This window comes from Flavobacterium sp. XS2P24, from assembly GCF_030010285.1.
GTDB classification, from domain to species: Bacteria; Bacteroidota; Bacteroidia; order Flavobacteriales; family Flavobacteriaceae; genus Flavobacterium; species Flavobacterium algoritolerans.
On record NZ_JASCRU010000005.1, the window covers coordinates 92,991 to 115,705 of the forward strand.

Below are 22,715 nucleotides of genomic sequence, written 5' to 3' on the forward strand. Positions count from 1 at the left end.
AAATCTTTTGTCAAACGAACGCATCATATTAGGAATTGACCCAGGAACAACGATTATGGGTTTTGGATTGATAAAAATTGTCAATAAAAAAATGGAATTTTTGCAATTAAATGAGTTGCAATTATCCAAATACGACAATCATTATCAAAAACTGAAAATCATTTTTGAACGCACGATTGAGTTGATTGATACGCACAATCCAGATGAAATTGCAATTGAAGCACCTTTCTTTGGTAAAAACGTACAGTCGATGCTGAAGTTAGGACGTGCGCAAGGTGTAGCAATGGCAGCGGGACTTTCGAGAGATATTCCTATAACTGAATATGAGCCTAAGAAAATAAAAATGGCGATTACCGGAAACGGAAACGCCAGTAAAGAGCAAGTTGCCAAAATGCTTCAACAACTTTTAGGACTGAAAGAATTACCTAAAAATCTTGACAGTACCGATGGATTGGCAGCTGCAGTTTGTCATTTTTTCAATTCCGGAAAAGTGGTTGGTGCCAAAAGTTATACTGGTTGGGATGCTTTTGTGAAGAATAATGAAAATAGAATTAAAAAGTAGAATTTATGTCAGATAGTATACATTTTTTGGGGGATAATGCGATAAATAAACCTGAAGAAGATTTGTTTAATTTTAAACATTATGCTGAAAAAGTTCAAAAATTAATTCAATTAAATTCTGGTAATACAGAACCTATTACTATAGGTATTTATGGGAAATGGGGAGAAGGTAAAACTTCATTTTTAAATTTAATCGAAAATAAAATTGATCACTTTGAAAAAAAAGAAGGAGATAAAGAATATTTAAAATTTCATTTCAATCCTTGGAGATATTCCAGTGAAGATGAGATGTTATTCGATTTTTTTGACTCACTATCAAAAAAAATTTATGTAAAGGAAAATACAAATCTTCAAGAAGTTGGTAAATGGATTTCAAAGTATAGTAAATACTTAAAAGCTATAAAAATTTCTGCGACTGTTGGAATTCCAAAAATTTTTAATAGCAAAGTTTCGTTTGATGTTAATGAGATTTTTCAAGCTTTAGGAGAGGATTTGGAAGGTGATAAATTAACACTTGATTCATTAAAAGATAAAGTAAATGAAGCAATAAAGAAAGTCAATTTTAAAGTTGTCGTTTTTATCGATGATTTAGATAGGTTGGATAAAGAAGAGATTTATACTATTTTAAAATTAATTAAGTTAAACGCTAACTTTGATAATTTTATTTTTATAGTTAATCTAGATAGTGAACAAGTAGCAAAGGCAATAAAACATAGGTATGGTGACGAAATTTTAGATGGAAAGTTGTTTTTGGAAAAAATCATTAATATACCTATTAATTTACCAAAGATTGAGAATGAAGATTTACAATTTTTCTTTGAAACAAAATTTAGCAAGTTGATTAACCTGCTTGTTTTTAATGATTTTGAAAGCAGAAAAAATGAAGTTGATGAAATTAAACAAGGTTTTTCAGCACAATTTTTCAAATCGCCTAGAGAAATCATAAGAGTGTTAAACGGTTTTTTTATAGGTGCATTTTCATTGGGAGATGAAATAAATTTAAGAGATTTATTTTGGATAGAGTGGCTTAAAATTAAAAACGTGAAACTATATGATAAAATAAAATCGTATAATTCATCTGATTCAGAAAGTTTTTTTACTGGTCAAAATGAAATTATTGATTTTAATGATAAGTTTGATATGGACGCTGGTAAAACTGTTAATCGCGGTGAGTATTTGAAAGGAACAAGGGAAAAGTTAATAAAGGAATTTGAAGAATATAAGTGGATTGTCGATTTGCTATTTCCAAATCAAAATAATATAGGACAAGGAATGAAATTTGTTTATGATACGAATCTAAATATTAATTCTACTTTGCATTTTGACAAATATTTTTCATATCATACTGAGAGGAAGGTGAAAAACACAAACCTTTTAAAACTCAAAGAGCAAATAATTAATAAAAAATCTTCTGATTTATTAATAAGTATTAAAGAATTATTTTCAAAAAAAATTGAAAATCAAAAGTCTTTATATAGCCTTGAGAATGTTATAAAATCAATGAACATAATTGAAAATAGAAATTTTTTATTTGATTTTTTATTCAAAAATATTGATGTAATTCCAGAAACTCAAAAAGATATGTTTGAACAGGATTATAGGTCAAGAATAATAAAATTAATAGGCAGACAATTAAATGATGATAAAGAAAACAATAATGAAAAAATCACTATTGAATTAGCTAATAATTTATCCGATTTAGATCAGCTTTTAAATTTTATAATTTCTTTTGATGAAAAAAAATCATTTAAAAAAAATATAGAACTTCTTTTTCTTAAAAAATCAAAAGAGCGATTAGGTGACGAAATTGCTTTCTACAAAGATTCTGAAAAAATATTGAATAGATGGTTTTTGGATTTTTGGCATAAATATGAGCCTGAAGTGTTTAAAGACTATATTGACAAAAGCCTTACTAATATCGATAATATAAAACATTTAATAAGAAACTTTTCAGTAATATTTAATGGCAAGAAGTTTGGGGCTTTGTCAAAAGAGAAGTATGATTATATGGGAGAAATCATCAATTCAGATTTTCTTTTTTCTAAAATTCAAGAATTTGATAACAAAATGATTGAAACTGTTGATATTAGTAAATTTGAATTTGATAATTATGATGAGTCAACATTAGAATTCAATATTAAGCAATTTATTTATTGGTATAAAAAAGAACAAGAATTAAAAGAACAAGAATTATATCTTGCAGCTTTTGGAAAAATTAAACCATGAGCGGAATCTATATTCATATCCCTTTTTGCAAACAGGCGTGTCATTACTGCGACTTCCATTTTTCGACTTCCATGAAGAAGAAAGAAGAAATGGTTTTGGCTATTGCCAAAGAAATTCAAATGCGCAAAAGTGAGTTTGAAAATGAAGATGTCGAAACCATTTATTTTGGTGGAGGAACGCCAAGTGTTTTAACTTCTGAAGAAATTAATTTTTTGATTGCTGCAGTTTATAGCAATTATTCTGTGATTGAAAATCCCGAAATCACACTGGAAGCCAATCCTGATGATTTGTCAAGCGAACGAATAATTGAATTGTCTAAAAGTAAAATTAACCGATTAAGCATTGGGATTCAGTCTTTTTTTGAAGAAGATTTACAATTGATGAACCGCGCTCATAATTCGGCGGAAGCCAAAAAATGTTTGGAAGAAGCTACCAAATATTTTGACAATATTTCCCTCGATTTGATTTATGGAATTCCGAGAATGAGTAACGAAAAATGGAAACAAAACATTGAAACAGCACTGTCTTTTGGGATTCCGCATATTTCGAGTTATGCTTTGACGGTAGAGCCAAAAACCGCTTTGAATAAACTGATACAAACCGGAAAAATTGCCGCGCCTAAAGACGAAGTTGCCCAAGAACATTTTGCTATTTTGGTCGAAACGCTTGAAGCCAATGATTTTATTCATTATGAATTGTCAAATTTTGGAAAGGCTAATTATTTTTCCAAGAACAATTCAGCGTATTGGTTGGGGAAAAAATACATTGGAATTGGTCCTTCGGCACATAGTTATGATGGCGTTTCGAGAAGTTGGAATGTGTCGAATAATTCTCTTTATTTAAAATCTATTCAAGAAGACAAATTGCCCAATGAAATAGAAATTCTTTCGACAGCTGACCGATGTAACGAATATGTTATGACAGGTTTGCGAACGATTTGGGGCGTTTCTTTGGATAGAATAAAAACGGAATTTGGGGATGAATATTTGGACTATCTAAATAAACAAGTACAGAAGTTTCTTAATGATGATTTAGTTTTTATCGAAAACAATATCTTGAAACCAACACCGAAAGGAAAGTTTTTGACAGATGGAATTGCATCAGATTTATTTTATTTAAATTTGGAATAATTATTTAACCGCAAGGTTCGCAAAGGTTTACGCAAAGTTCACAAAGATTTATTAGTATGACTGAAAATGAATTATCAAGAATTGTATTTGATTGTGCTTTGAGAGTCCATAAGGGACTTGGACCGGGATTATTAGAGAGCGCCTATGAAGAATGTCTATATTATGAACTAAAGAAATTGGGTTTGAATGTTGTAAAACAAAAATCCTTGCCTTTGGTATATGAAGAAGTAAAATTAGAGATTGGTTACCGAATTGACATTATTGTTGAGGATAAATTGATTTTAGAAATAAAATCGGTGGATGCTTTAAATGATATTCATTTTGCTCAATTATTAACGTATCTGAAATTGACTGATTGTAAGCTAGGTTTACTTATAAATTTTAATGTTGTTTTGATAAAAGATGGAATAAAACGAATTGTAAATAATCTTTAATCATGATTTTGTGAGCCTTACGCAAATCTTTGCGTCATTTGCAGTAAAAAAAATATGAAAGTAAAAATCAACAATTTCGTCGTCTATTTGTCAAAAGGCGTGGAAATTAATCTTTAAATTTGACTTTGCGAGCCTTGCGTAAACCTTTGCGACCTTTGCGGTAAAAAAACTATGAAAGCAAAAATCAACAATTTCGAAGTCAACCTATCAAAACCCATTGATATTTCGATTCCGTTGACAAATACAGACGAGAATCCAATTGCTTGGTACATTGACAAGCCAGTAATTGAACCGGTTGTTTTTGGAGATTGGATAGGGAAAGTTTCTGAGGGAAAATCGTCTACTAATTTTAATAATATTTTCTTCAATCCACACGGACATGGAACGCACACCGAATGTCTGGGGCACATTACACGAGAATTTTACAGTATTAATCAGTCGTTGAAACAGTTTTTCTTTTTGGCAGAATTGATTTCGGTTGTGCCGGAAATACAAGGAGAAGATTTGGTGATTACTTTGGATAGCATCTCGACTGCGCTCGATTTGACATTGAAGTTAGGTATTCCAAGAGAAGCCATAATTATTAGAACGCTTCCGAATTTTAAAATAAAAAAATCTTTAAAATATTCCAATACGAACCCGCCTTTTCTGGAGGAAGATGCTGCACGTTTCATTCGCGAAAGCGGAATTCAGCATTTATTGATTGATTTGCCAAGTGTCGATAAAGAAAAAGATGATGGAAAATTATTGGCACACAAAGCATTTTGGAATGTAAAAGATGTTAACAATCTGAATACTGATGCACGATTGGATTGTACGATTACGGAAATGATTTTTGTTTCTGACAAAGTGAAAGACGGCAATTATTTGCTGAATTTACAAATCGCATCTTTTGAGAATGATGCGAGTCCTAGCAAGCCAGTTTTGTATGCTATTTTAAATGATGAAAAAATAATTTCATAAATGAACTTAGAAACATATTACGAATATTGCTTGTCTAAAAAAGGAGTGACGGAACATTTTCCTTTTGACGAAGATACATTGGTATTTAAAGTGGGTGGAAAAATGTTTGCATTGTCGTCTTTAAGTCAATGGGAAAAAGGACAACCGTCAGTCAATTTGAAATGTGATCCGGAGCACGCCCAGGAATTACGCGCTGAATACGATGACATTCAGCCGGGTTTTCATATGAGTAAAACCCATTGGAATACAATTGCGATAAATGCATCAGTTCCAGATGTGCTTGTCAAGGAGTTGATTGATCATTCCTATGAATTGGTTTTCAAAAGTTTAACAAAGAAATTGCAGAGTGAAATTCAAGAATTAGAAAATTAGGCATTACTTTTGCGAAAGAATTCAGAATAAAAATTACAAACACATACTGAAATAAATTCAGCATATCATATGAAAGAACAATTTAAGAAGTTTTTAAACGAAGAACAAGACCCAAAAGCTATTGAAAAAATCGCTTCAAAATTGAGTGATTTATTGATGAAAAATGAAGAAATCGGATATATTGCTGTTCAAAAAAAACCAGCGATTACCGTTTTACCGGATAGTATTGTGATGACGAATAAGAGAATTATCATTTGTCAACCAAAAAATCTGGGACTTTCAATGAATTTTATTGATTATACTTGGGACGAGATTGAAGGAACTTTTGTGAAAGAAAATATTCTGGGTTCAGAGTTTTCTTTTACAACCAGAACTAATATGGAAGTTTCTATTGATTATATTCCTAAAATTCAGGCTAGAAAGATTTTTACGTATGCCAAAGAACAATTGGATATACTGAAAGTTGGGTCTGTATTAAACGCAACCATGATGGATGAAGTTCCGGCTGCTCCAATGGAAGAGGTTGAAATTATTGAGGAAATGGAAACGGAAGAAGTGACTAGTTTTGCTGAAATAATGCCAATTTTACAACCAAATTTCACTGCTGAAAATCAGGAATTCGAAGCCATTTCAACAAGCCCAAAAGACAAATCTTTAAGTGATTTATCTCAAGACGAACTTTTTGAAAAACTACAGAATTATAAAAAATTATTGGACAACGGATTGATTTTACAAGGCGAATATGATGCTTTCAAAAAAGAAATTTTGAGTCATATGTAGTTTCGTAAAGAGCGCTAAGGAATAAATAATAAAAAACCCGACACTGATAGTAGTCGGGTTTTGTTTTTATTATAAAGTTCTTTTCTGTTTTTCTACAAAATTATTGGATTGTAATTCTAATAAATCAGTAGCATTTTTTCGTTGCAAATCATATAATTTCTTATCATCAGCAATGTCTCCGTAGACTTTATCGTGCATCGTTGCACTTGTTTTTACTAGCAACGTGCGTTGGTATTTGTCTTGTTCAATTGTAGCTTTTAAAGCCGTTTCTAAATCTTCTAATTTATAATCGTATTCACCTTTTGGAGAAAGTAATTTGGCAATAATAGGAGAAGTTTCAATGGCTAAAAACAAGAGCATAATAAAAAACGAAGGCAGCCAAGGTAATTTATCCAAGGCATTGATTCGTGCCATTAAACCGTCAAATCCATCAATAATAAGCTGTGTTTCGGTAACTTTCTTGTCTAAATCGGTTTGCAGCGTTTTAGTGTTTTTCTCCATTTCAGCAATTTTAGCCAAGTTGGTTTTTTGTAAGGTGTCCAATTCTTTTTTGGCCAAATCATGTTTGGCAATTTTTTCTTTAAAAACCGGCCCTTTACCTAATTTTTTGGTTCCTGCAGTTCCTTCGGCCTCTGTGATATACGTTTCATAAAGTGTATTAACTTCTTTTTCTTTCTTAGTAATTTCCGATTTCAAACCTGCTATTTCAGCTTTGTTCTTGTCTAAATCGGACTTGAAATAATTCGCCACTTCCTTTTTGTTATTCAAAGCCATGGCATTTTTCTCTTTCAATAAAACGGTATTGATTTCCTTTTCGAAAATTTTAATTTCCAATGGTTTTGAGATCACTATTGCAATGATTACCGCTAAAATAATTCGGGGAGTTGCCTGCAGAAATTCACTTCCAAATTGGTCTCTTTTTCGAATAGTGGAAACAATAAAACGGTCCAAATTAAAAATAAGTAAACTCCAAACGATACCAAAAGCGATTGCGGGATATATACTGTCAAAAACGGTAAATAGTGCGTAAGAACTGGCAAGAAAAGCCATGACGGCGGTGAAGAAAACAGTGGCGCCAATACCGACGTATTTGGTTTGTTCGCCTTCGGAACAGCCTTCAAGAAGGTCTTTGTCGGCTCCAGAACAAAGGATAAAAAATTGTTTTAACATGATTGATTTTTTTGATTGATTGATGATTACAAATTTAACGCCAAAAAATCAATATTGGTATAAATAGTTGATATGTTTTTAATTACCGATTTTTATATATAAAAATAGAGCCGCTCTTTACGAACGGCTCTATTGGTTTTGAATTAATATTAACTTAAGCTAATGGTGCTCCTGCCATAATTTCGGCGTTGGCAAATTCTTCGAATTTGGCGAAGTTAGCTTTAAATTTTTGAGCTAATTCAGCCGCTTTTTTATCGTATAGTTCAGGGTCTTCCCAGGTATTTCTTGGATTTAATATTTCACTAGGAACATTTGGACAGGTTTGCGGTTTTGCAATTCCAAATACTTTGTGATTTTCGTAAGACACATCGTCTAATTCTCCATTTAATGCAGCGGTAATCATAGCACGTGTGTATTTTAATTTCATTCGACTTCCTATACCGTAAGGACCGCCTGTCCAACCCGTATTGATTAGCCAAACTTTTACATTGGCATCTTTCATTTTTTTACTCAACATTTCAGCATATTTTGTTGGGTGCAAAGGCATAAATGGTGCGCCAAAACAAGCCGAAAAATTAGGCTGAGGTTCTGTAATTCCAGCTTCTGTACCAGCAACTTTTGCCGTGTAACCAGAAATAAAGTGGTATGCAGCCTGCCCCGGAGTAAGTTTAGAGATTGGAGGCAATATTCCAAATGAATCGGCAGTTAAGAAAAATATATTCTTTGGATTTTTCCCAATAGAACCTGGCTGAATGTTATCAATGTGGTAAATAGGATAGCTTACTCTGGTGTTTTGTGTGATTGAAATATCTTCAAAATCAACTTCATTAGTGTCTTTATTTAGGACTACATTTTCTAGGATTGCTCCTTTTTTTATAGCTCTAAAAATATCTGGTTCGTTTTCTTCAGAAAGGTTGATGACTTTTGCATAACAACCGCCTTCAAAGTTGAAAACTGTATTTTCATTAGTCCAGCCATGCTCATCATCACCAATTAATTTTCTGTTTGGATCCGCAGATAAAGTTGTTTTTCCAGTTCCTGATAATCCAAAGAAAATAGCAGTATCTCCGTCTTTTCCAACATTGGCACTACAGTGCATTGGTAACGTGTTTTTGAAAACTGGTAAAATGAAATTCAATGCAGAGAAAATCCCTTTTTTCATTTCACCTGTGTAACCGGTTCCGCCTATCAAAACTACTTTTCGAGTAAAGTCAAGAATTGCAAAATTGCTTTGACGCGTTCCGTCTATAGCAGGATCTGCCATAAAGCTAGGCACGCAAAGTAAAGTCCATTCTGGGTCGAAGTTTGCTAATTCGTCCATTTCTGGTCTCAAAAACATATTGTAACAAAATAAATTTGCCCAAGGAGTTTCTGTGATTACGCGAATATTTAATCTGTAATTTGGATCAGAACATACGTATGAATCTCTTACATAAACCTCTTTGTTGGACAAATAGGAGGTTACTTTATTATAAAGTGCTTCAAAAGCATCTGATTCAAAAGGGATATTTACTTTTCCCCACCAAACTTGATTTTCACTGATGCTGTCTTTTACTATATATCGGTCTTGAGGAGAACGGCCAGTATATTCGCCTGTATTTACTGCTAATGCACCGGTTGAGCTTTCAATTCCTTGACCTAATTTTATTGTTATGTCGTGTAATTCTTCAGGGGATAACTGGTAATGAATTTTTGCATTTTCAATTCCTAATTCTTTTAACGAAATCGATTGCGAGAAAAGCGTGTTATTGTCCATAAATTTATTGTTGTGTAGTTTCTTTTTTATAGACTGCAAAAGTAGAAATTATATTTTAGATAGCCTTTGATTCTTCTAATTTTGTGATTTTTTATTCATAATATTCATCAATAAAACGCCCCAGCCCAGTATTAATAGGAGTCCGCCAATAGGAGTAACGAATCCTATAATTTTAAAATCAAAAGAAGTAAGGTCGTTTGTCGCTAATAGATAAATAGACCCAGAGAATAAAATTACTCCAAAAAGAACTAAAAAATAGATTACTTTTTTTGTTTTTTGAGGGATATCTTTCATTAGTCCAAAAAACAATAAAAATAGCGCATGGTACATTTGATAGCGTACTGCGGTTTCAAATGTAGATAATTGTTCAATAGACAGTACTTTTTTTAGGGCATGTGCGCCAAAAGCACCAAGAATTATAGCAATCATTCCTAAAATAGCTCCTGTTGAAAGTATCCTTTTGTCCATGTTAGTGTTGTTTTTATTGCAAAAGTATCTGATATCTCTTTAAATTAAAAACGTTTTATAAGATACTTTTTTAGTTGTAGATTGATAATAAATCAGGTTTTACAACTCACATAATTTTTTTCGCAACACTATTTGTTATAAATACAACAATTTTGTATGTTTGTGTTATAATTATAAAAAATGAAAACAATTTTAATCATCGGGGCAGGAAGATCAGCTTCATCTTTGATACATTATCTTTTAAGTAAATCAGAAAAAGAGAACTTGCATCTTATAATTGGTGATTTGTCATTGGCATTAGCTAAAAAAAAGACAAATAATCATCCCAATGCAACGGCGATTGCCTTAGATATTTTTGATAAAAATCAAAGAAAAGAAGCGATTCAGAAAGCCAATATTGTTATTTCAATGTTGCCGGCTCATTTGCATATTGCGGTAGCTAAGGATTGTATTGTTTACAAAAAGCATTTGGTTACCGCTTCCTACGTGAGTGATGCCATGCAGGAATTAGATGCTATGGCCAAAGAGAATAATCTGATTTTCATGAATGAAATTGGATTGGATCCTGGAATTGACCACATGAGTGCGATGAAAGTGATTGATGATATTAAGGAAAAAGGCGGAGAAATGCTTCTTTTTGAATCCTTTTGTGGCGGACTTGTAGCTCCGGAATCCGATACGAATCTTTGGAATTATAAATTTACCTGGGCACCACGAAATGTTGTTCTTGCCGGTCAAGGTGGCGCTGCCAAGTTTATTCAGGAGGGTACTTATAAATACATTCCGTATTGTAATTTATTCCGTAGAACCGAGTTTTTGGATGTTGAGGGTTATGGTCGATTTGAAGCGTATTCGAATCGGGATTCCTTGAAATATCGAAGCGTGTATGGTTTAGATAATGTACTTACTTTATATAGGGGGACGATTCGGAGAGTTGGTTTTTCTAAAGCTTGGAATATGTTTGTTCAGTTAGGAATGACAGATGATAGTTACATCATGGAAGATTCTGAAAACATGAGCTACAGAGAATTTGTAAATTCTTTTTTACCATATCATCCCACGGATTCTGTAGAAATTAAAACGCGTTTGATTCTAAAAATTGACCAAGATGACATCATGTGGGATAAATTGTTAGAATTAGATTTGTTCAATCGGGATAAAAAAGTAGGATTGAAGAACGTTACTCCGGCTCAAATTTTAGAGAAAATACTCAGTGACAGTTGGACACTTCAACCTAAAGATAAAGATATGATTGTCATGTATCATAAATTTGGATACGAAATACATGGCAAGAAAGAACAAATAGATTCAAAAATGGTTTGTATTGGCGACGATCAAACGTATACAGCTATGGCAAAAACAGTGGGTTTACCTGTTGCCATGGCGACTTTATTAATATTGAATGGTAAAATTACGACTCCGGGAGTTCAATTGCCTATTCGTAAAGAAGTCTATGTGCCTATTTTGAAAGAATTAGAAGAATATGGTGTTGTTTTCAAAGAACAATCCATGTCGTATTTAGGGTATAATCCTGATAAAGAGTTTAGTTAGTAGTTTTTTTTAGATTTTTAGTTTGATAAATCCGCTCCTTTTGAAGCGGATTTGTTTTTTTACAATTACGCCTTTCCAGATTGAATAGTTATTGGTAAGCTATACATTACTCTAACAGAAACTCCGTTCATTTTTCCGGGAATCCATTTCGGGCACATTTTCAAAACACGAATGGCTTCTTCACCGGTTCCAAAACCAATATCTCGTATGTTTTTTATGTCGCTTAAACTTCCGTCTTTTTCTATAATAAAGGTGATGTATACTTTTCCTTTTAAGTTAGGTTGTTCTGGAGTTTTAAAATTATTGCCGACAAATTGATAGAATTTCATCATTCCCCCCGGGAAATCTGGTTTTTCGGTTATTCCAGCAGTATTGTAGACTTCATTTTCCCCTTTTTGGACAAACTGATTTTCTGTATCGTACGCATCAATTTCAATTACTTCAGGAGCTCCTTTACTTAAAATCCCTAGAAGTTCCTCGTTTGTAGGCAATTCTTTTTGCTTGGATAGGATAGAAGGTATAGCTCTCTTTTCTACAGGAGTTAGTTCATTGTATTTTTTTTCGCTGGCAACCTTTCCTTTTTCATCTTTGATTTTAAAAGTAGTTTTGTCGTAATACGTTTTAATTAAATTTTCAGATTTTTTAGGAGTAGTTTCTTTTTTTACATTGGTTTCTTGTGCAACGACTTTCGTACACAATAAAAACAATAAGGCAGTTACTACAGGAATTAGCATTGCTTTTTTTAATAAAGCTTCTGTTTTTGATGTGGTTTTTGTCATCATGAGTAATCGTTTTTTAGTTATTAAATAATTCAAATTACTGGCCAAGTAAAAAGTTTGGTTCTCGTTCGCTTTCGATAGCAATAAAGATTGGTAGAACGGAACGTTGTTATAGGAGTTCACTACTTTCTCATCGGCAAGAAATTCGTGATTGAGTTGTATGGCTTTTTTGTAAAAAATAAAAATGGGGTTGAACCAAAAAACGGTTTTCAATAGTTCGATGAATAAAATATCCAAAGTGTGTTTTTGGGTTACATGAGTGAGTTCATGCGTGTACAATTCAGCTTCAATTTGACGGTTGTTGTATTCCGCTTCGTTGATGAAAATCGTATTCAGGAAAGTGTGTGGCAACGTTTTTTCGGGAACCAAAATCAATTTGGCATTCTTATAGTCAATAGGTGTATTCGACTTCATTTTAGACGAAATCTTATTGATATTGCTGATAAAACGTATCGCCAAAATAAGTGTTACTAAACCATACAAACTCCATAATCCTATTGCCAGATAGTTAGTTTCCTCCAGTATTACAGCGTTTCCTTGCAGTATCTGGATATTTCCCGGATTGACTGTAGGTTGTGTTATTTCCTGAATAACTTCAATAGTTATAAATGGAAGTATCATCGAAAAAACAAGACTGAACAACAAGTAAAACCTATTGAAAACGTGTATTTTTTCTTTTTCCAAAAATAGATAATACACTGCCAGTAATACGCATAAAGTAATTGTCGATTTGATTAGAAAGTCGCTCATTTTTTCTTTTTTTGAATTTCACTGTCTATTATTTTCTTAAGTTCTTCCAGTTCCGTTTGGGACAAATTGGTTTCGGTGGTAAAGAAAGAAGCAAATTGTGATGCCGAATTGTTGAAGAAATTACTAATCAATCCGTTGACATGTTTCGAGAAATAATCGGTTTTCTTGACCAAAGGATAATATTCCCGTGAGTTCCCAAATTCATTGTAAGCTACAAATTGCTTGTCAATCATTCTTTTTAATAAAGTAGCGATGGTTGTGGTAGCGGGTTTTGGTTTTGGATAGGCTTCAAGCAAGTCTTTCATGAAGGCTTTCTCGAGTTTCCAAAGGTGTTCCATTACTTGTTCTTCGGCGTTTGTTAGTTGTTGCATGTTTATTTAATTTCTATTTCGGAAAGCGATTCCCCGTTATTGTATTTCTTTATCGTTATTAGTTTTCCATCTTCATTAAAGAAGTTCCAGTCACCAAAATAAAACCAATGCGCGTACTTATCGCTCGTTTCCATTTTTGTTTTTCCTTTGGACTGTATTTTTCCATTTTTATGATAAAAAGTAGTGTTGCAGATGTTGTCTTTGTATTTTTCTCTTTTAATGATTTTACCATTTAAGTGATAACTCCATTTTTTTATGGGATCACCTTTTCGATATTTCCCAACCGATTTATAATGGGAACTGTCTTGTGTGTATTGTTCAATCCAAAGTCCTTCTCTAAGTTTATTTTTCATTTGATTGGTTTTGCAACCAAATAATAAAAATACCAAGCCTATTACAATTACAGTTTGTCGCATAAAATGATTTTGTTCTACGAAAATAGAGTTTGCTCTACAAATGTAGAATATAAAATGAAATAAACAAATTTTAAATAAAAATATTCTGGTTGTCAGCGGTTTGCGTTAAGGATGGAAGTGGAAATCCTTTTTATTTTTGTTTTAAAAAATAAAAAGATTGAGAACGTACAGCCTGACCACGCTGGAACGATAGTGGAAGCGTGGGAACGCCCCAAAAAAAATCCGCCCTGTGTAGAGCGGATTTAGTATTTAATGAAAGGAATTTATTTTGACAACTCCACGAAATATTTGTAAAATAACGGAATGGTTTCAATTCCTTTTAGGTAATTGAAGATTCCGAAATGTTCGTTTGGCGAGTGAATGGCATCGCTGTCCAGACCAAATCCCATTAGAATAGTCTTGCTTTTCAGTTCTTTTTCGAATAACGCTACGATAGGAATACTTCCTCCGGAACGCACCGGAATTGCTGGAACGCCAAAGGTTTCGGTGTATGCCATATTTGCGGCTTTATAGCCAATGCTGTCTATCGGGGTTACATAACCTTGTCCGCCATGATGTGGTTTTACTTTTACGGTAACGCCAGCAGGAGCAAGGCTTGTGAAGTGTTTCGTGAAAAGTTCGGTGATTTGTTCCCAGTCTTGATTTGGAACCAAACGCATCGAGATTTTAGCGAAAGCTTTGCTGGCAATCACCGTTTTAGCACCTTCTCCTGTGTAACCACCCCAAATTCCGTTGACATCTAGCGTAGGGCGAATGGAATTTCTTTCGTTAGTTACATAACCGCTTTCGCCATAAACGTCATTGAGGTCCAATGCTTTTTTGTAATTGTCTAAATTGAAAGGTGCTTTGGCCATTTCAGCTCTTTCTTCAAGTGATAATTCTGCTACATTATCATAGAAACCAGGAATGGTAATGTGGTTGTTTTCATCATGAAGTGACGCAATCATTTTAGCCAAAGCATTGATTGGATTGGCAACAGCACCACCATAAAGTCCAGAATGCAAATCACGGTTTGGTCCCGTAACTTCCACTTCTACATAACTTAACCCACGTAATCCGGTTGTGATTGAGGGTTGCTGATTTGAAATCATTCCGGTATCTGAAATTAAAATCACATCGTTTTTTAGTTTTTCCTGATTGCGTTCTACAAACCAACTCAAACTTTTGGAGCCAATTTCCTCTTCGCCTTCAATCATGAATTTTACATTACAAGGCAAAGTGTTTGACTGAACCATATATTCCAATGCTTTTACGTGCATGTACATTTGGCCTTTGTCATCACAAGATCCACGGGCAAAAATAGCGCCTTCGGGATGAATTTCTGTTTTCTTGATTACAGGCTCAAAGGGAGGAGAAGTCCACAATTCCATTGGGTCTGGTGGTTGAACATCATAATGTCCGTATACTAAAACGGTTGGTAATGATTTGTCTATGATTTTCTCCCCATAAACGATTGGATAACCCGGAGTTTCACAAATTTCAACAAAATCACAGCCTGCTTTTTCTAAACTTGCTTTTACGGCATCTGCTGTTTCAAAAACATCATGCGAATAAGCTGTGTCGGCACTTACGGATGGAATTTTTAATAATTCGACTAACTCGTTGATAAAGCGATCTTTGTGTTCTTGAACGTATGCTTTAATATTTTCCATTATTTGAATTTTGTTTATATTTCAAAAGTACAAAAAAGAGTATGAATATTTTTTGTCAAATTTACTTTGAAAATTGGAAGTTATGTTTATCTTTGCACCCACAATTGCGCGGATATGGTGAAATTGGTAGACATGCCAGACTTAGGATCTGGTGCCGCAAGGCGTGTAGGTTCGAGTCCTATTATCCGCACTTTAAAAACCCATAAATCGTTTATAATTAACGTTTTATGGGTTTTTTGTTTGTGATTTTGCCGAAATTTTGCCGAGAATATTATTTTTTATTTTTTACTTTTGAAAAACAAAGTTTAATTAAATGAATCATCATTTCTTCTTGTTCTTTTGTTTTAAAGAGTTTCTTCAATACTTTTTCAGTTTTCAATTTTAATTTATCTACGATTAAATCATTCAATCTTTGAAGTTCATAATCCGAAAGATGAATGGCAATATTAAATACGGTTTCGGCTTTCATTTTTTCTATTGTTTTAAATACAGCTGTAAAATTTAGTACAATGGATTTCTATAAATATATTCGTCTGACAGTTGATTTAGTTCTACTTTTGTTATCACTTTTGATGCATATATCCATTTCTTAATATGTGATTTTTTAAAATATAATCGTTTACTAGCTTTGAAGTATGGGATTTTTTGTTTGTGGGTTAATCTATAAATAGTTGGTTTAGATAAACCAATAAAACTAGATAATTGTTCTATGTTCATAAAGTCATCATCAATATTTGATGATGTATTGAGTATTTCAATGGCTTTCTCAATGTTGTCTAATTTCTCTAAGATAATTTCAAAAGGATTTTCCATTTTTATGGTGAAATTATGCAAAATTCGTTCTACTTCTAATCTTAAATATTGAAGTTTACTTGTAACTTTATTATCTTATTAGTCAATTTATTTTAATTATGCTTTTAAGGACTTCTGTTTTTTTATAGTATACTCGGTTTCCAAAGCCATAGCTGGTAAGTTTTCCAGTTCTAGTGTGCTTCCAAAGTGAAGTTCTTTTAATTTTGAGGAGTTCACAAGTTTCATCAGCTGATAACAACGTATCAGAATCATTAAGAGAGGATACATTGAGCTTTTCAATGGCTTTTTCAATGCTGCTTAATTTCTCTAAAATGATTTCAAAAGGGTTTTCCATTTTTGATAGTAAAATTAAAGCGGAAATTTGAAAAACTTAATTTATTAGATAGAAAATACGGCATCATTGCTAAAATTTTCATTCTCATTGTATTTTACGTAGCCCAATTGGTTAGTAATCAATTTTGTTTTACCAATAGTGAAATCTGATATGTTGCAATGATGATGGCCATATATCCAATAGTCAATTGCATTATTTTCTATAACTAATGACATTTCCGAACCAAAAGCTTCATTAATATTGCTATTAGCATACTTCTCTGGATAGTTGATAAAAGTTGGCGGATGATGGGTTATTACGACCGTGGGAGTGTCTGTTTGGGTTTGGAAAGTGTCTTCTAAAAACAACCTGCTTTCCAGATGGAGCTGGTTATAATTTTGAACCGTTAATCTTTTTTCATTTTTCCAAATTACTCTGAAATCTGAAAGGCTTTGTTCAATAATAAATTGTTTTTCTGCCGAAATGTGTGACCATAATGTTGAAAATACTAATCTTATTCCATTAATGGTTTTCACTCTATTATTTAGTAAAGTTACATTGCCTCTTATTTTTTCTTCAAAAGAACCACTTCTTTTGGAAATATCCAAATTGTAGTATTCGTGGTTGCCGGGAATCCAAAACGTTTGCTCAAAATGATTTGATACATAATCAAAGAATTTTTGATGTTGGTGAAGTTCTTTAAAAAGCACTATATCCCCTGCCAAAATTAGAATATCTCCTTTGGGGATAATAGGGTTTTCCAAAACCCATTTACGGTTGCCAAAAAATTCTAAATGGAGGTCAGAGCAATATTGGATTAACATATAAACACTATTTTTTTAAATCGCAATAATTTTTGATTATTATACTTTCTATGAAAAAAAACAATCATTTAATATCTATAATAATTAGTGTTCGCCTTTTTCTCCTCTAGCTCCTCAATATCTTTATTATTTAATAATTTATCTTCTTTTCTTACTAAAGGATCATACCAGTCAATTTTATCTTTTGCCCAATTTATCCAATTTCTAAGTTCTGGATCATTAGAATTATTTGCGGCAGCATTATCTTCAACAGTTTTTATATAATTTCTTAATTTAGTCACTTTGTCTAATCTTTCTGCATTAGCCAGTAAGAATTTAAAATTAGCTAGTTCAAGTTGCTTTCTTTGTTCTAGTTCCTGTTTTATTCTTAATTCTTCATCATATTTTAATCTCCGAATTCGAGATTCCTCTTCTCTTATTTTTATCTCCTGTGCATCAATTTCTAATTTTGTAAGGATTTTAGCTAGTTGCTCTTCTATCTTTAATTTGCCGTCCCTCCATTCTTTTTCTCTTGACCAGTTTCCAGTTTTTAAAACAAAAACACCGTTAGGGACATACTTATACTGGTCACTATAGCCAATTTCTATCAAAAACTCTTTTTGTCGTCTCTCTAAGTTGTATTGGTATTTCAGTAACATTGATAATTGTCAATGTAACATCGTTCATTACTTTAACAGAATACCCTCGATACTGAATTAATTTGATTAATGCATCCATAAAACAAAGTGCTCTTTCCTCATTTTCTGGTTCAACACTAATGGATAGAATATTATCTCCTCTCTTATAATCCCAGTTCTTCTTTTTCTTGTTAATAAAATAATTTTTTGTAGCAACAATTAACTTGTCTGGTTTGTCTAATGTTTGACTTACAATTAAAGGAGCATTTTTATCTTCAAGAATTTGTTTTGTCAAAATTGTTACCGGAGATTGGTCCTGATTAACTTCAGATACTTCTTTTCGTATTTCAAGTTGTATTTTATCCTCTCCTTTAAATTCAGTCGGAAGTTTATCGATTATTACGGATTTATTAAAATTAATTTTTTGCCAATATCCATTTCTTGGAATAGGAATATTCATCCTTATGCAAAGTTTTCTAAAGCCATTATCTGATAAAGCGTATTTTTTCGAAAGAGAGGTCATCGTTTCTTTCCAAACTAAATCATGTAGTTCTTTGCGAGTGAGAGTTACTTTTTCCATTTTGAGTAATCATTAGTAAAATGAAATTAAGAAAATTTACTCAAATAATACCTCTTCTAGCTCTTCTTTTAATTTTGATTTAAGTTCCTCAAAATTATCAAACATTAACTTACGCTCTTTTAATGATTCTGAAGTAATATTCTTATAAATAATACTCAATTTGCAAGTTTCAAATATTTATAGAAGTTATTGACTGCAAGTGGATCTTTAATTTGAATTGAGTTATGATTTGTATTCCCATTTGAGAGAATAGTTTTAGGGTAAATCCCAATTACTTACAATACTTATTAAGTCTGCTTTAGACGTTCCTTGTTTGAATATTGCGTTTCCAATTATATTTTTTTCACTTCCTAATTCACCAATTGAAAAATAACTATTATTAATTTCATTATCACAATTTATTAAACCAGTTATACCCTTTTTATAAATCTTGACTTCTAAACAACATTTTTTTCTGTCTTTGCTATTTAATTCTTTGATTAGTACCCACAATCTTTTAATTATTTCTTTTTTCATCGTTACTTTTTACTGATATAAATGTAAAGGTTATAAATACATTATTCATATTTTAATAATCAAAGCTTAATTACATTTGGGGTAGGCTGAATTGTTCGCATTTGTATTTTTAATGAATTACTTTTTCTAAGATACCTGTTCCAATATTTAAATCAAGTTTGCCCATATTATCCAAAACATTAACAAACCCTAATTTGCAAAGATTTGCATTATCACGTCCTTTGTGGAATTTACCAAAAGAAGTTGTTATTTCTTTTGAGCTAGGATAGAGCAGCATACTTTTTTCAGATTTCCAATACATGTTGTAAACATACATTTGTTTGAGGTCATCATCATCAGGCTCTACAAATTCCTTGATTTTCCATTTAGTATCAATTATAAAATGTTTCTCTTTACTTTCTCCATTATCTAAATATGTTTTTGATAACACGATGTCCGGCTTAATCAATTTGTCATTCCAGAATTTATCCCGATTTTGAAAATTTACTTTTATAGTTGGATCATCCACTTTTAAAAGCATTCTATAAATATATTCTTCCCAGAGCTTATTCATATCAAATAACAAAGCCAACATATTCTCATCACCTCCTTTAATATCAGGGGAATAATTGAGTAGAATCATTTTAGCTATTTTTATCGCTTCACTGTAAGGAGCCGTTTTTCTGTTGGAAGTTAGCTTGTCAAAGTGGGATTTGTTGATTTGTATTTCTTTTACTTCAGGAAAGCTTAGCAGCAATCTGTTAACACCATCAATTAAATATGTACTATTTGTAATTGTTTTTAAAACTTGCAGAGCTTTGAACAGAATTTGATTAATCAAATGATCATAATCATAAACCTGATGAGTGGTATAAAAGCGTTCTTGATGAACTAAGTTATGTTGAATGTTTTTAGCAAAATCTATCCTTCCTTTTAATGCCTTGACATTACCACTATCTTTACTGTATTTTTTAATTATTCCTTGTTGCAGTAATTGCCCCACTTCACTAAGAAACAACTCAAAATACAAGTCTAATAGTGAATTATACCTTTTTCTTAATGCTGCTTCAGATACCGCATTTATTTTTATTTTCTTGCAATGGGCAAGCATATTTAGCAACACTTTATGCCAAATATCTTTTTCATTTTCATTAGATGTATTGGCTTTATCGGCTTTAGGTAATATCTCAATTGTAGTACTTCCAATTTGGATAACCCCAACATAATTTTTGAACTTTACGCCATGTCTAATTCCCTCAAAATAAATATTTTTGTTTGCATCGTTATATTGCCATAATTTGTCAATGATTTTATCTCCCAATTCCTCACCTTTTACACAAAGGGATTTGGAAGTTAATTTATCATGTTCAAAAACACGGATTAGTCTACTCATGATCTATATTTCAGAAAATTTCCAATCCTCTTCATTTCTAATTTTGAATACTGATTTTTGCTTCAAATCTTCTTGAATATCAGTATCATATTCGTCAAATTTAGCAAAGCTAAAACTATGATTTACTTTTTCTACAAAACTAGAACCTAATACCAAGCCTATTTTACCAAAATCACCGAAGAAATACTCTTCCAATAAAGGAATAATTTCATTCGTGAATGAATGGTGTAAAGAAACGGAGTCATTCACTTTCAAAAAATAGGAATGACCTATTCTATGATCTTTATCGATTAGTTTTTCAATTCTAGTATTGATTGTTTTTAAAAGAGTCTCTAAATCAATTCCGTCAACAATTCCATTCACTTTACCGGACTTGCTTTCTGTTTTAATAAGATTTGGTTTAGGTTCCATTTCTACAAAACTAAATCGTCTTCTCAAAGCTGAATCTAATGACTCTACGCTTCTATCGGCAGTATTCATGGTACCAATGATAAAAAGATTTGCAGGTACTCCAAATTTATCTTTGCTGTATGGTAATGTAACTTCTAAAGCTTCATCTTTGCCTAACCGTTTGTCATCTTCAATTAAAGTGATAAGCTCTCCAAATATTTGCGATACATTTCCACGATTAATTTCGTCAATGATTAAAACAAATTTTTTATTTGAATTATCAATATCTTCTATTTCGACAGGGTATCGCTTTTTAATGTATTCTCCTATTGATGTTGTATATGGCTTCCAATCTCTAATAGTACCATTAACAACATAATCCCTTGACATTTCTTTGGTAACCCCCATATTTGTTCCCTTTTCTGTTTCGGGTATTGCTACAGCGGTTTCGTTACTATTAATAATTACCTTAAATTTTTTTTTGTGGGTTGGAGTTTCTAAAAATATAGAACCTTTGGTCAAAACTTCTTCTATAAACTTTGAATAGGCATCGTCAAAATTTTTAGATGTTTTTTTTGCAGAGGCTTCTTTACAAAGCTTTTTAAAAACCCCTTCCTTTATTTCATAAGTTACTTTTTCGTTTTTTGTCTCGGGTTTTATACCTTCAATAAAATCTTCATAACTCATACTTTGATGAAACGTAGTAAATACAATTTGACCAGTCTCAACCAAACGTTTGTATTCCACTTTAATTAAATCACGATTTTGTTTTAGATCAAAATCAGGATTTGCAATAGCTATTGCTTTATTAATAGTGTTATAAGTCTTTCCAGTTCCAGGAGGACCATAAAGAATTTGATTTAAAGGCTGTATTTTCATATTGTTGTCTAATGAATTTGAATCTAGAAATATATTTTTAAACTCTGACCGGATTATGGCTCCAAAATTTGATTCTAAGTAATTAAGAGCATCAGCTAATTTTGAAAATAATTCTTCTTCGTCAAAATCATAACTCTCATTAAAAGCTAAACTTAATTCTTTATGTTTACTTTCATGTTCTTTATTCCAACGAACTTGATTGTTTATATAAGGAGTAATTAGGTTTTCAAACTTCTTTTTGTATTTCTGATCAAAATGAATTTCAACAAATATTTTGTTCGGATATTTATCCCTTGTTATTAATTCGTAATGACAGAATCCCCTTCTACCAATTTTTTCTTCGGCGTCATTAATCCAAACATATTTAGGATGTGTTTCTTTAAAACTAAATTTTATAATCTTAGTTTTTTCTTCATTTATAAAGACCTTAAAGTCTTCAATTATTTGAGCAAATCGTGTATCGATTGATTTATTATTACTTTTCAAATCAAGTTTAACTTTCTCTCGTAAAATTGCCCATTCTAGAATATCTGTTAGAGTTTTTGACCAATTTGGATTGATATCATCAATTACAGTTACTTCATTTGTATTTACATTAAAAGATTTAAAACTATTTTCAACTTCTTTTTCTTTCTTTTTACCTTTACCAACTGTCATTCTATAGGACTCTAGTAAATAGGTTTTTCCTTGTTTTTCCTTACATATTCTAGGATTAGATAAATCCATATTATATAATTGACCCTTTAAATTTAAAGATTCAATAACTATATAACTAGCTGCGTCTTCTTTCGGAATACTTCTAATTACAAAACTATAAGATTCATCATTTTTCACAAATAAAAAACCGTTCATTCCATTCCAGCCACCATTTGGACTACCATAAGTAATGTCTGTCTTTCCTCTGCATATCCAATCATTAATATTTTGGTCTTTTTGTAAGGTTGATATATAATTTAATAGTTCGTTGGCAAGTATAAGTTGGTTCATTTTTATTAATTGTTATTTGTATTTTGGAATTCTTTTTATAAATTT

The 22,715-nt window shown here is 31.8% G+C and carries 24 protein-coding genes and 1 tRNA gene; 9 read left to right on the plus strand and 16 right to left on the minus strand.

Annotated elements, in window-relative coordinates; all coding sequences use genetic code 11:
- Positions 1-7 precede the first annotated feature (7 nt).
- From ruvC to QLS31_RS06070, 7 genes are all read left to right on the plus strand, one after another.
- Entirely contained in the window at positions 8-562 is a 555-nt protein-coding gene (gene ruvC / locus QLS31_RS06040) for a crossover junction endodeoxyribonuclease RuvC (RefSeq protein ID WP_282743106.1), read from the plus strand.
- Positions 563-567: 5 nt separating this feature from the next.
- A complete protein-coding gene (locus QLS31_RS06045; RefSeq protein ID WP_282743107.1) occupies positions 568-2,787 on the plus strand; it encodes a P-loop NTPase fold protein in 2,220 nt (739 codons plus the stop codon).
- Complete coding sequence (hemW, locus tag QLS31_RS06050; RefSeq protein ID WP_282743108.1) at positions 2,784-3,917, plus strand: radical SAM family heme chaperone HemW; 1,134 nt, start codon at positions 2,784-2,786, stop codon at positions 3,915-3,917. Before QLS31_RS06045 ends, hemW begins: the two co-directional genes overlap by 4 nt.
- 56 nt (positions 3,918-3,973) lie before the next feature.
- A complete protein-coding gene (locus QLS31_RS06055; protein WP_099713708.1) occupies positions 3,974-4,351 on the plus strand; it encodes a GxxExxY protein in 378 nt (125 codons plus the stop codon).
- A gap of 171 nt (positions 4,352-4,522) precedes the next feature.
- On the plus strand, positions 4,523-5,314 hold the full coding sequence (locus QLS31_RS06060) for a cyclase family protein (RefSeq protein WP_282743109.1): 792 nt from the start codon (positions 4,523-4,525) through the stop codon (positions 5,312-5,314).
- Positions 5,315-5,686, plus strand: a complete 372-nt coding sequence (locus QLS31_RS06065; RefSeq protein WP_282717565.1) for an MmcQ/YjbR family DNA-binding protein — start codon at positions 5,315-5,317, stop codon at positions 5,684-5,686.
- A 69-nt stretch (positions 5,687-5,755) separates the two neighbouring features.
- Complete coding sequence (locus tag QLS31_RS06070) at positions 5,756-6,466, plus strand: PH domain-containing protein (RefSeq protein WP_282743110.1); 711 nt, start codon at positions 5,756-5,758, stop codon at positions 6,464-6,466.
- A 69-nt stretch (positions 6,467-6,535) separates the two neighbouring features.
- On the opposite strand, the gene QLS31_RS06075 is transcribed toward QLS31_RS06070, so the two are convergent.
- From QLS31_RS06075 to QLS31_RS06085, 3 genes are all read right to left on the minus strand, one after another.
- Positions 6,536-7,636 carry a DUF4407 domain-containing protein gene (locus QLS31_RS06075; protein WP_282743111.1) on the minus strand — a complete coding sequence of 367 codons (1,101 nt, stop codon included), beginning with the start codon at positions 7,634-7,636 and terminating at the stop codon, positions 6,536-6,538.
- 154 nt (positions 7,637-7,790) lie between these two features.
- Positions 7,791-9,392: a phosphoenolpyruvate carboxykinase (ATP) gene (gene pckA, locus QLS31_RS06080; protein WP_282743112.1), complete on the minus strand. Its 1,602-nt coding sequence runs from the start codon at positions 9,390-9,392 to the stop codon at positions 7,791-7,793.
- A gap of 75 nt (positions 9,393-9,467) precedes the next feature.
- Entirely contained in the window at positions 9,468-9,860 is a 393-nt protein-coding gene (locus QLS31_RS06085; protein WP_282743113.1) for a DUF423 domain-containing protein, read from the minus strand.
- A 180-nt stretch (positions 9,861-10,040) separates the two neighbouring features.
- Between QLS31_RS06085 and QLS31_RS06090 the strand changes: the two genes are divergently transcribed.
- Positions 10,041-11,411 carry a saccharopine dehydrogenase C-terminal domain-containing protein gene (locus QLS31_RS06090; RefSeq protein WP_282743114.1) on the plus strand — a complete coding sequence of 457 codons (1,371 nt, stop codon included), beginning with the start codon at positions 10,041-10,043 and terminating at the stop codon, positions 11,409-11,411.
- Between the two features lie 65 nt (positions 11,412-11,476).
- On the opposite strand, the gene QLS31_RS06095 is transcribed toward QLS31_RS06090, so the two are convergent.
- The 4 genes from QLS31_RS06095 to QLS31_RS06110 form a co-directional block, all read right to left on the minus strand.
- Positions 11,477-12,940, minus strand: a complete 1,464-nt coding sequence (locus QLS31_RS06095; RefSeq protein WP_282743115.1) for a M56 family metallopeptidase — start codon at positions 12,938-12,940, stop codon at positions 11,477-11,479.
- The gene (locus tag QLS31_RS06100) at positions 12,937-13,311 is read right to left on the minus strand and encodes a BlaI/MecI/CopY family transcriptional regulator (protein WP_099713699.1); all 375 of its coding nucleotides are present in this window, start codon (positions 13,309-13,311) and stop codon (positions 12,937-12,939) included. Before QLS31_RS06100 ends, QLS31_RS06095 begins: the two co-directional genes overlap by 4 nt.
- Positions 13,312-13,313: 2 nt before the next feature.
- Complete coding sequence (locus tag QLS31_RS06105) at positions 13,314-13,664, minus strand: hypothetical protein (protein ID WP_282743116.1); 351 nt, start codon at positions 13,662-13,664, stop codon at positions 13,314-13,316.
- Positions 13,665-13,990: 326 nt separating this feature from the next.
- Positions 13,991-15,379, minus strand: coding sequence for a dipeptidase (locus QLS31_RS06110; RefSeq protein ID WP_282743117.1), 1,389 nt, complete (start codon positions 15,377-15,379; stop codon positions 13,991-13,993).
- Between the two features lie 108 nt (positions 15,380-15,487).
- On the opposite strand from QLS31_RS06110, the gene QLS31_RS06115 reads away from it, so the two are divergent.
- A tRNA-Leu gene (locus QLS31_RS06115) sits at positions 15,488-15,569 on the plus strand.
- Between the two features lie 81 nt (positions 15,570-15,650).
- Here the strand turns inward: QLS31_RS06115 and QLS31_RS06120 are convergent.
- The 9 genes from QLS31_RS06120 to QLS31_RS06160 all read right to left on the minus strand — a co-directional run bounded on the left by QLS31_RS06120 (position 15,651) and on the right by QLS31_RS06160 (position 22,670).
- Positions 15,651-15,848, minus strand: coding sequence for a hypothetical protein (locus tag QLS31_RS06120; protein ID WP_282743118.1), 198 nt, complete (start codon positions 15,846-15,848; stop codon positions 15,651-15,653).
- Between the two features lie 32 nt (positions 15,849-15,880).
- On the minus strand, positions 15,881-16,192 hold the full coding sequence (locus QLS31_RS06125) for a helix-turn-helix domain-containing protein (RefSeq protein WP_282743119.1): 312 nt from the start codon (positions 16,190-16,192) through the stop codon (positions 15,881-15,883).
- An 82-nt stretch (positions 16,193-16,274) separates the two neighbouring features.
- The gene (locus QLS31_RS06130; RefSeq protein ID WP_282743120.1) at positions 16,275-16,526 is read right to left on the minus strand and encodes a helix-turn-helix domain-containing protein; all 252 of its coding nucleotides are present in this window, start codon (positions 16,524-16,526) and stop codon (positions 16,275-16,277) included.
- A 44-nt stretch (positions 16,527-16,570) separates the two neighbouring features.
- Entirely contained in the window at positions 16,571-17,329 is a 759-nt protein-coding gene (locus QLS31_RS06135; protein ID WP_282743121.1) for a metallophosphoesterase, read from the minus strand.
- Between the two features lie 68 nt (positions 17,330-17,397).
- The gene (locus tag QLS31_RS06140) at positions 17,398-17,919 is read right to left on the minus strand and encodes a hypothetical protein (RefSeq protein ID WP_282743122.1); all 522 of its coding nucleotides are present in this window, start codon (positions 17,917-17,919) and stop codon (positions 17,398-17,400) included.
- Entirely contained in the window at positions 17,900-18,526 is a 627-nt protein-coding gene (locus tag QLS31_RS06145; RefSeq protein WP_282743123.1) for a hypothetical protein, read from the minus strand. Before QLS31_RS06145 ends, QLS31_RS06140 begins: the two co-directional genes overlap by 20 nt.
- A gap of 255 nt (positions 18,527-18,781) precedes the next feature.
- Positions 18,782-19,042, minus strand: a complete 261-nt coding sequence (locus tag QLS31_RS06150) for a hypothetical protein (RefSeq protein WP_282743124.1) — start codon at positions 19,040-19,042, stop codon at positions 18,782-18,784.
- Positions 19,043-19,151: 109 nt separating this feature from the next.
- A complete protein-coding gene (locus QLS31_RS06155; protein ID WP_282743125.1) occupies positions 19,152-20,414 on the minus strand; it encodes a restriction endonuclease in 1,263 nt (420 codons plus the stop codon).
- A gap of 3 nt (positions 20,415-20,417) precedes the next feature.
- Positions 20,418-22,670, minus strand: a complete 2,253-nt coding sequence (locus QLS31_RS06160) for an AAA family ATPase (protein ID WP_282743126.1) — start codon at positions 22,668-22,670, stop codon at positions 20,418-20,420.
- Positions 22,671-22,715: the final 45 nt, after the last annotated feature.

Bases quoted from the DNA above. Each gene is read 5' to 3' on its own strand.
- QLS31_RS06110 (WP_282743117.1), bottom strand. From the start codon at position 15,379: ATGGAAAATATTAAAGCATACGTTCAAGAACACAAAGATCGCTTTATC.
- QLS31_RS06065 (WP_282717565.1), top strand. From the start codon at position 5,315: ATGAACTTAGAAACATATTACGAATATTGCTTGTCTAAAAAAGGAGTG.
- QLS31_RS06120 (WP_282743118.1), bottom strand. From the start codon at position 15,848: ATGAAAGCCGAAACCGTATTTAATATTGCCATTCATCTTTCGGATTAT.
- QLS31_RS06070 (WP_282743110.1), top strand. From the start codon at position 5,756: ATGAAAGAACAATTTAAGAAGTTTTTAAACGAAGAACAAGACCCAAAA.
- QLS31_RS06100 (WP_099713699.1), bottom strand. From the start codon at position 13,311: ATGCAACAACTAACAAACGCCGAAGAACAAGTAATGGAACACCTTTGG.
- QLS31_RS06105 (WP_282743116.1), bottom strand. From the start codon at position 13,664: ATGAAAAATAAACTTAGAGAAGGACTTTGGATTGAACAATACACACAA.
- QLS31_RS06045 (WP_282743107.1), top strand. From the start codon at position 568: ATGTCAGATAGTATACATTTTTTGGGGGATAATGCGATAAATAAACCT.
- QLS31_RS06155 (WP_282743125.1), bottom strand. From the start codon at position 20,414: ATGAGTAGACTAATCCGTGTTTTTGAACATGATAAATTAACTTCCAAA.
- QLS31_RS06125 (WP_282743119.1), bottom strand. From the start codon at position 16,192: ATGGAAAATCCTTTTGAAATTATCTTAGAGAAATTAGACAACATTGAG.
- QLS31_RS06135 (WP_282743121.1), bottom strand. From the start codon at position 17,329: ATGTTAATCCAATATTGCTCTGACCTCCATTTAGAATTTTTTGGCAAC.
- QLS31_RS06090 (WP_282743114.1), top strand. From the start codon at position 10,041: ATGAAAACAATTTTAATCATCGGGGCAGGAAGATCAGCTTCATCTTTG.
- QLS31_RS06060 (WP_282743109.1), top strand. From the start codon at position 4,523: ATGAAAGCAAAAATCAACAATTTCGAAGTCAACCTATCAAAACCCATT.
- QLS31_RS06095 (WP_282743115.1), bottom strand. From the start codon at position 12,940: ATGAGCGACTTTCTAATCAAATCGACAATTACTTTATGCGTATTACTG.
- QLS31_RS06085 (WP_282743113.1), bottom strand. From the start codon at position 9,860: ATGGACAAAAGGATACTTTCAACAGGAGCTATTTTAGGAATGATTGCT.
- QLS31_RS06055 (WP_099713708.1), top strand. From the start codon at position 3,974: ATGACTGAAAATGAATTATCAAGAATTGTATTTGATTGTGCTTTGAGA.
- QLS31_RS06145 (WP_282743123.1), bottom strand. From the start codon at position 18,526: ATGGAAAAAGTAACTCTCACTCGCAAAGAACTACATGATTTAGTTTGG.
- QLS31_RS06130 (WP_282743120.1), bottom strand. From the start codon at position 16,526: ATGGAAAACCCTTTTGAAATCATTTTAGAGAAATTAAGCAGCATTGAA.
- pckA (WP_282743112.1), bottom strand. From the start codon at position 9,392: ATGGACAATAACACGCTTTTCTCGCAATCGATTTCGTTAAAAGAATTA.
- hemW (WP_282743108.1), top strand. From the start codon at position 2,784: ATGAGCGGAATCTATATTCATATCCCTTTTTGCAAACAGGCGTGTCAT.
- QLS31_RS06160 (WP_282743126.1), bottom strand. From the start codon at position 22,670: ATGAACCAACTTATACTTGCCAACGAACTATTAAATTATATATCAACC.
- QLS31_RS06075 (WP_282743111.1), bottom strand. From the start codon at position 7,636: ATGTTAAAACAATTTTTTATCCTTTGTTCTGGAGCCGACAAAGACCTT.
- QLS31_RS06150 (WP_282743124.1), bottom strand. From the start codon at position 19,042: ATGAAAAAAGAAATAATTAAAAGATTGTGGGTACTAATCAAAGAATTA.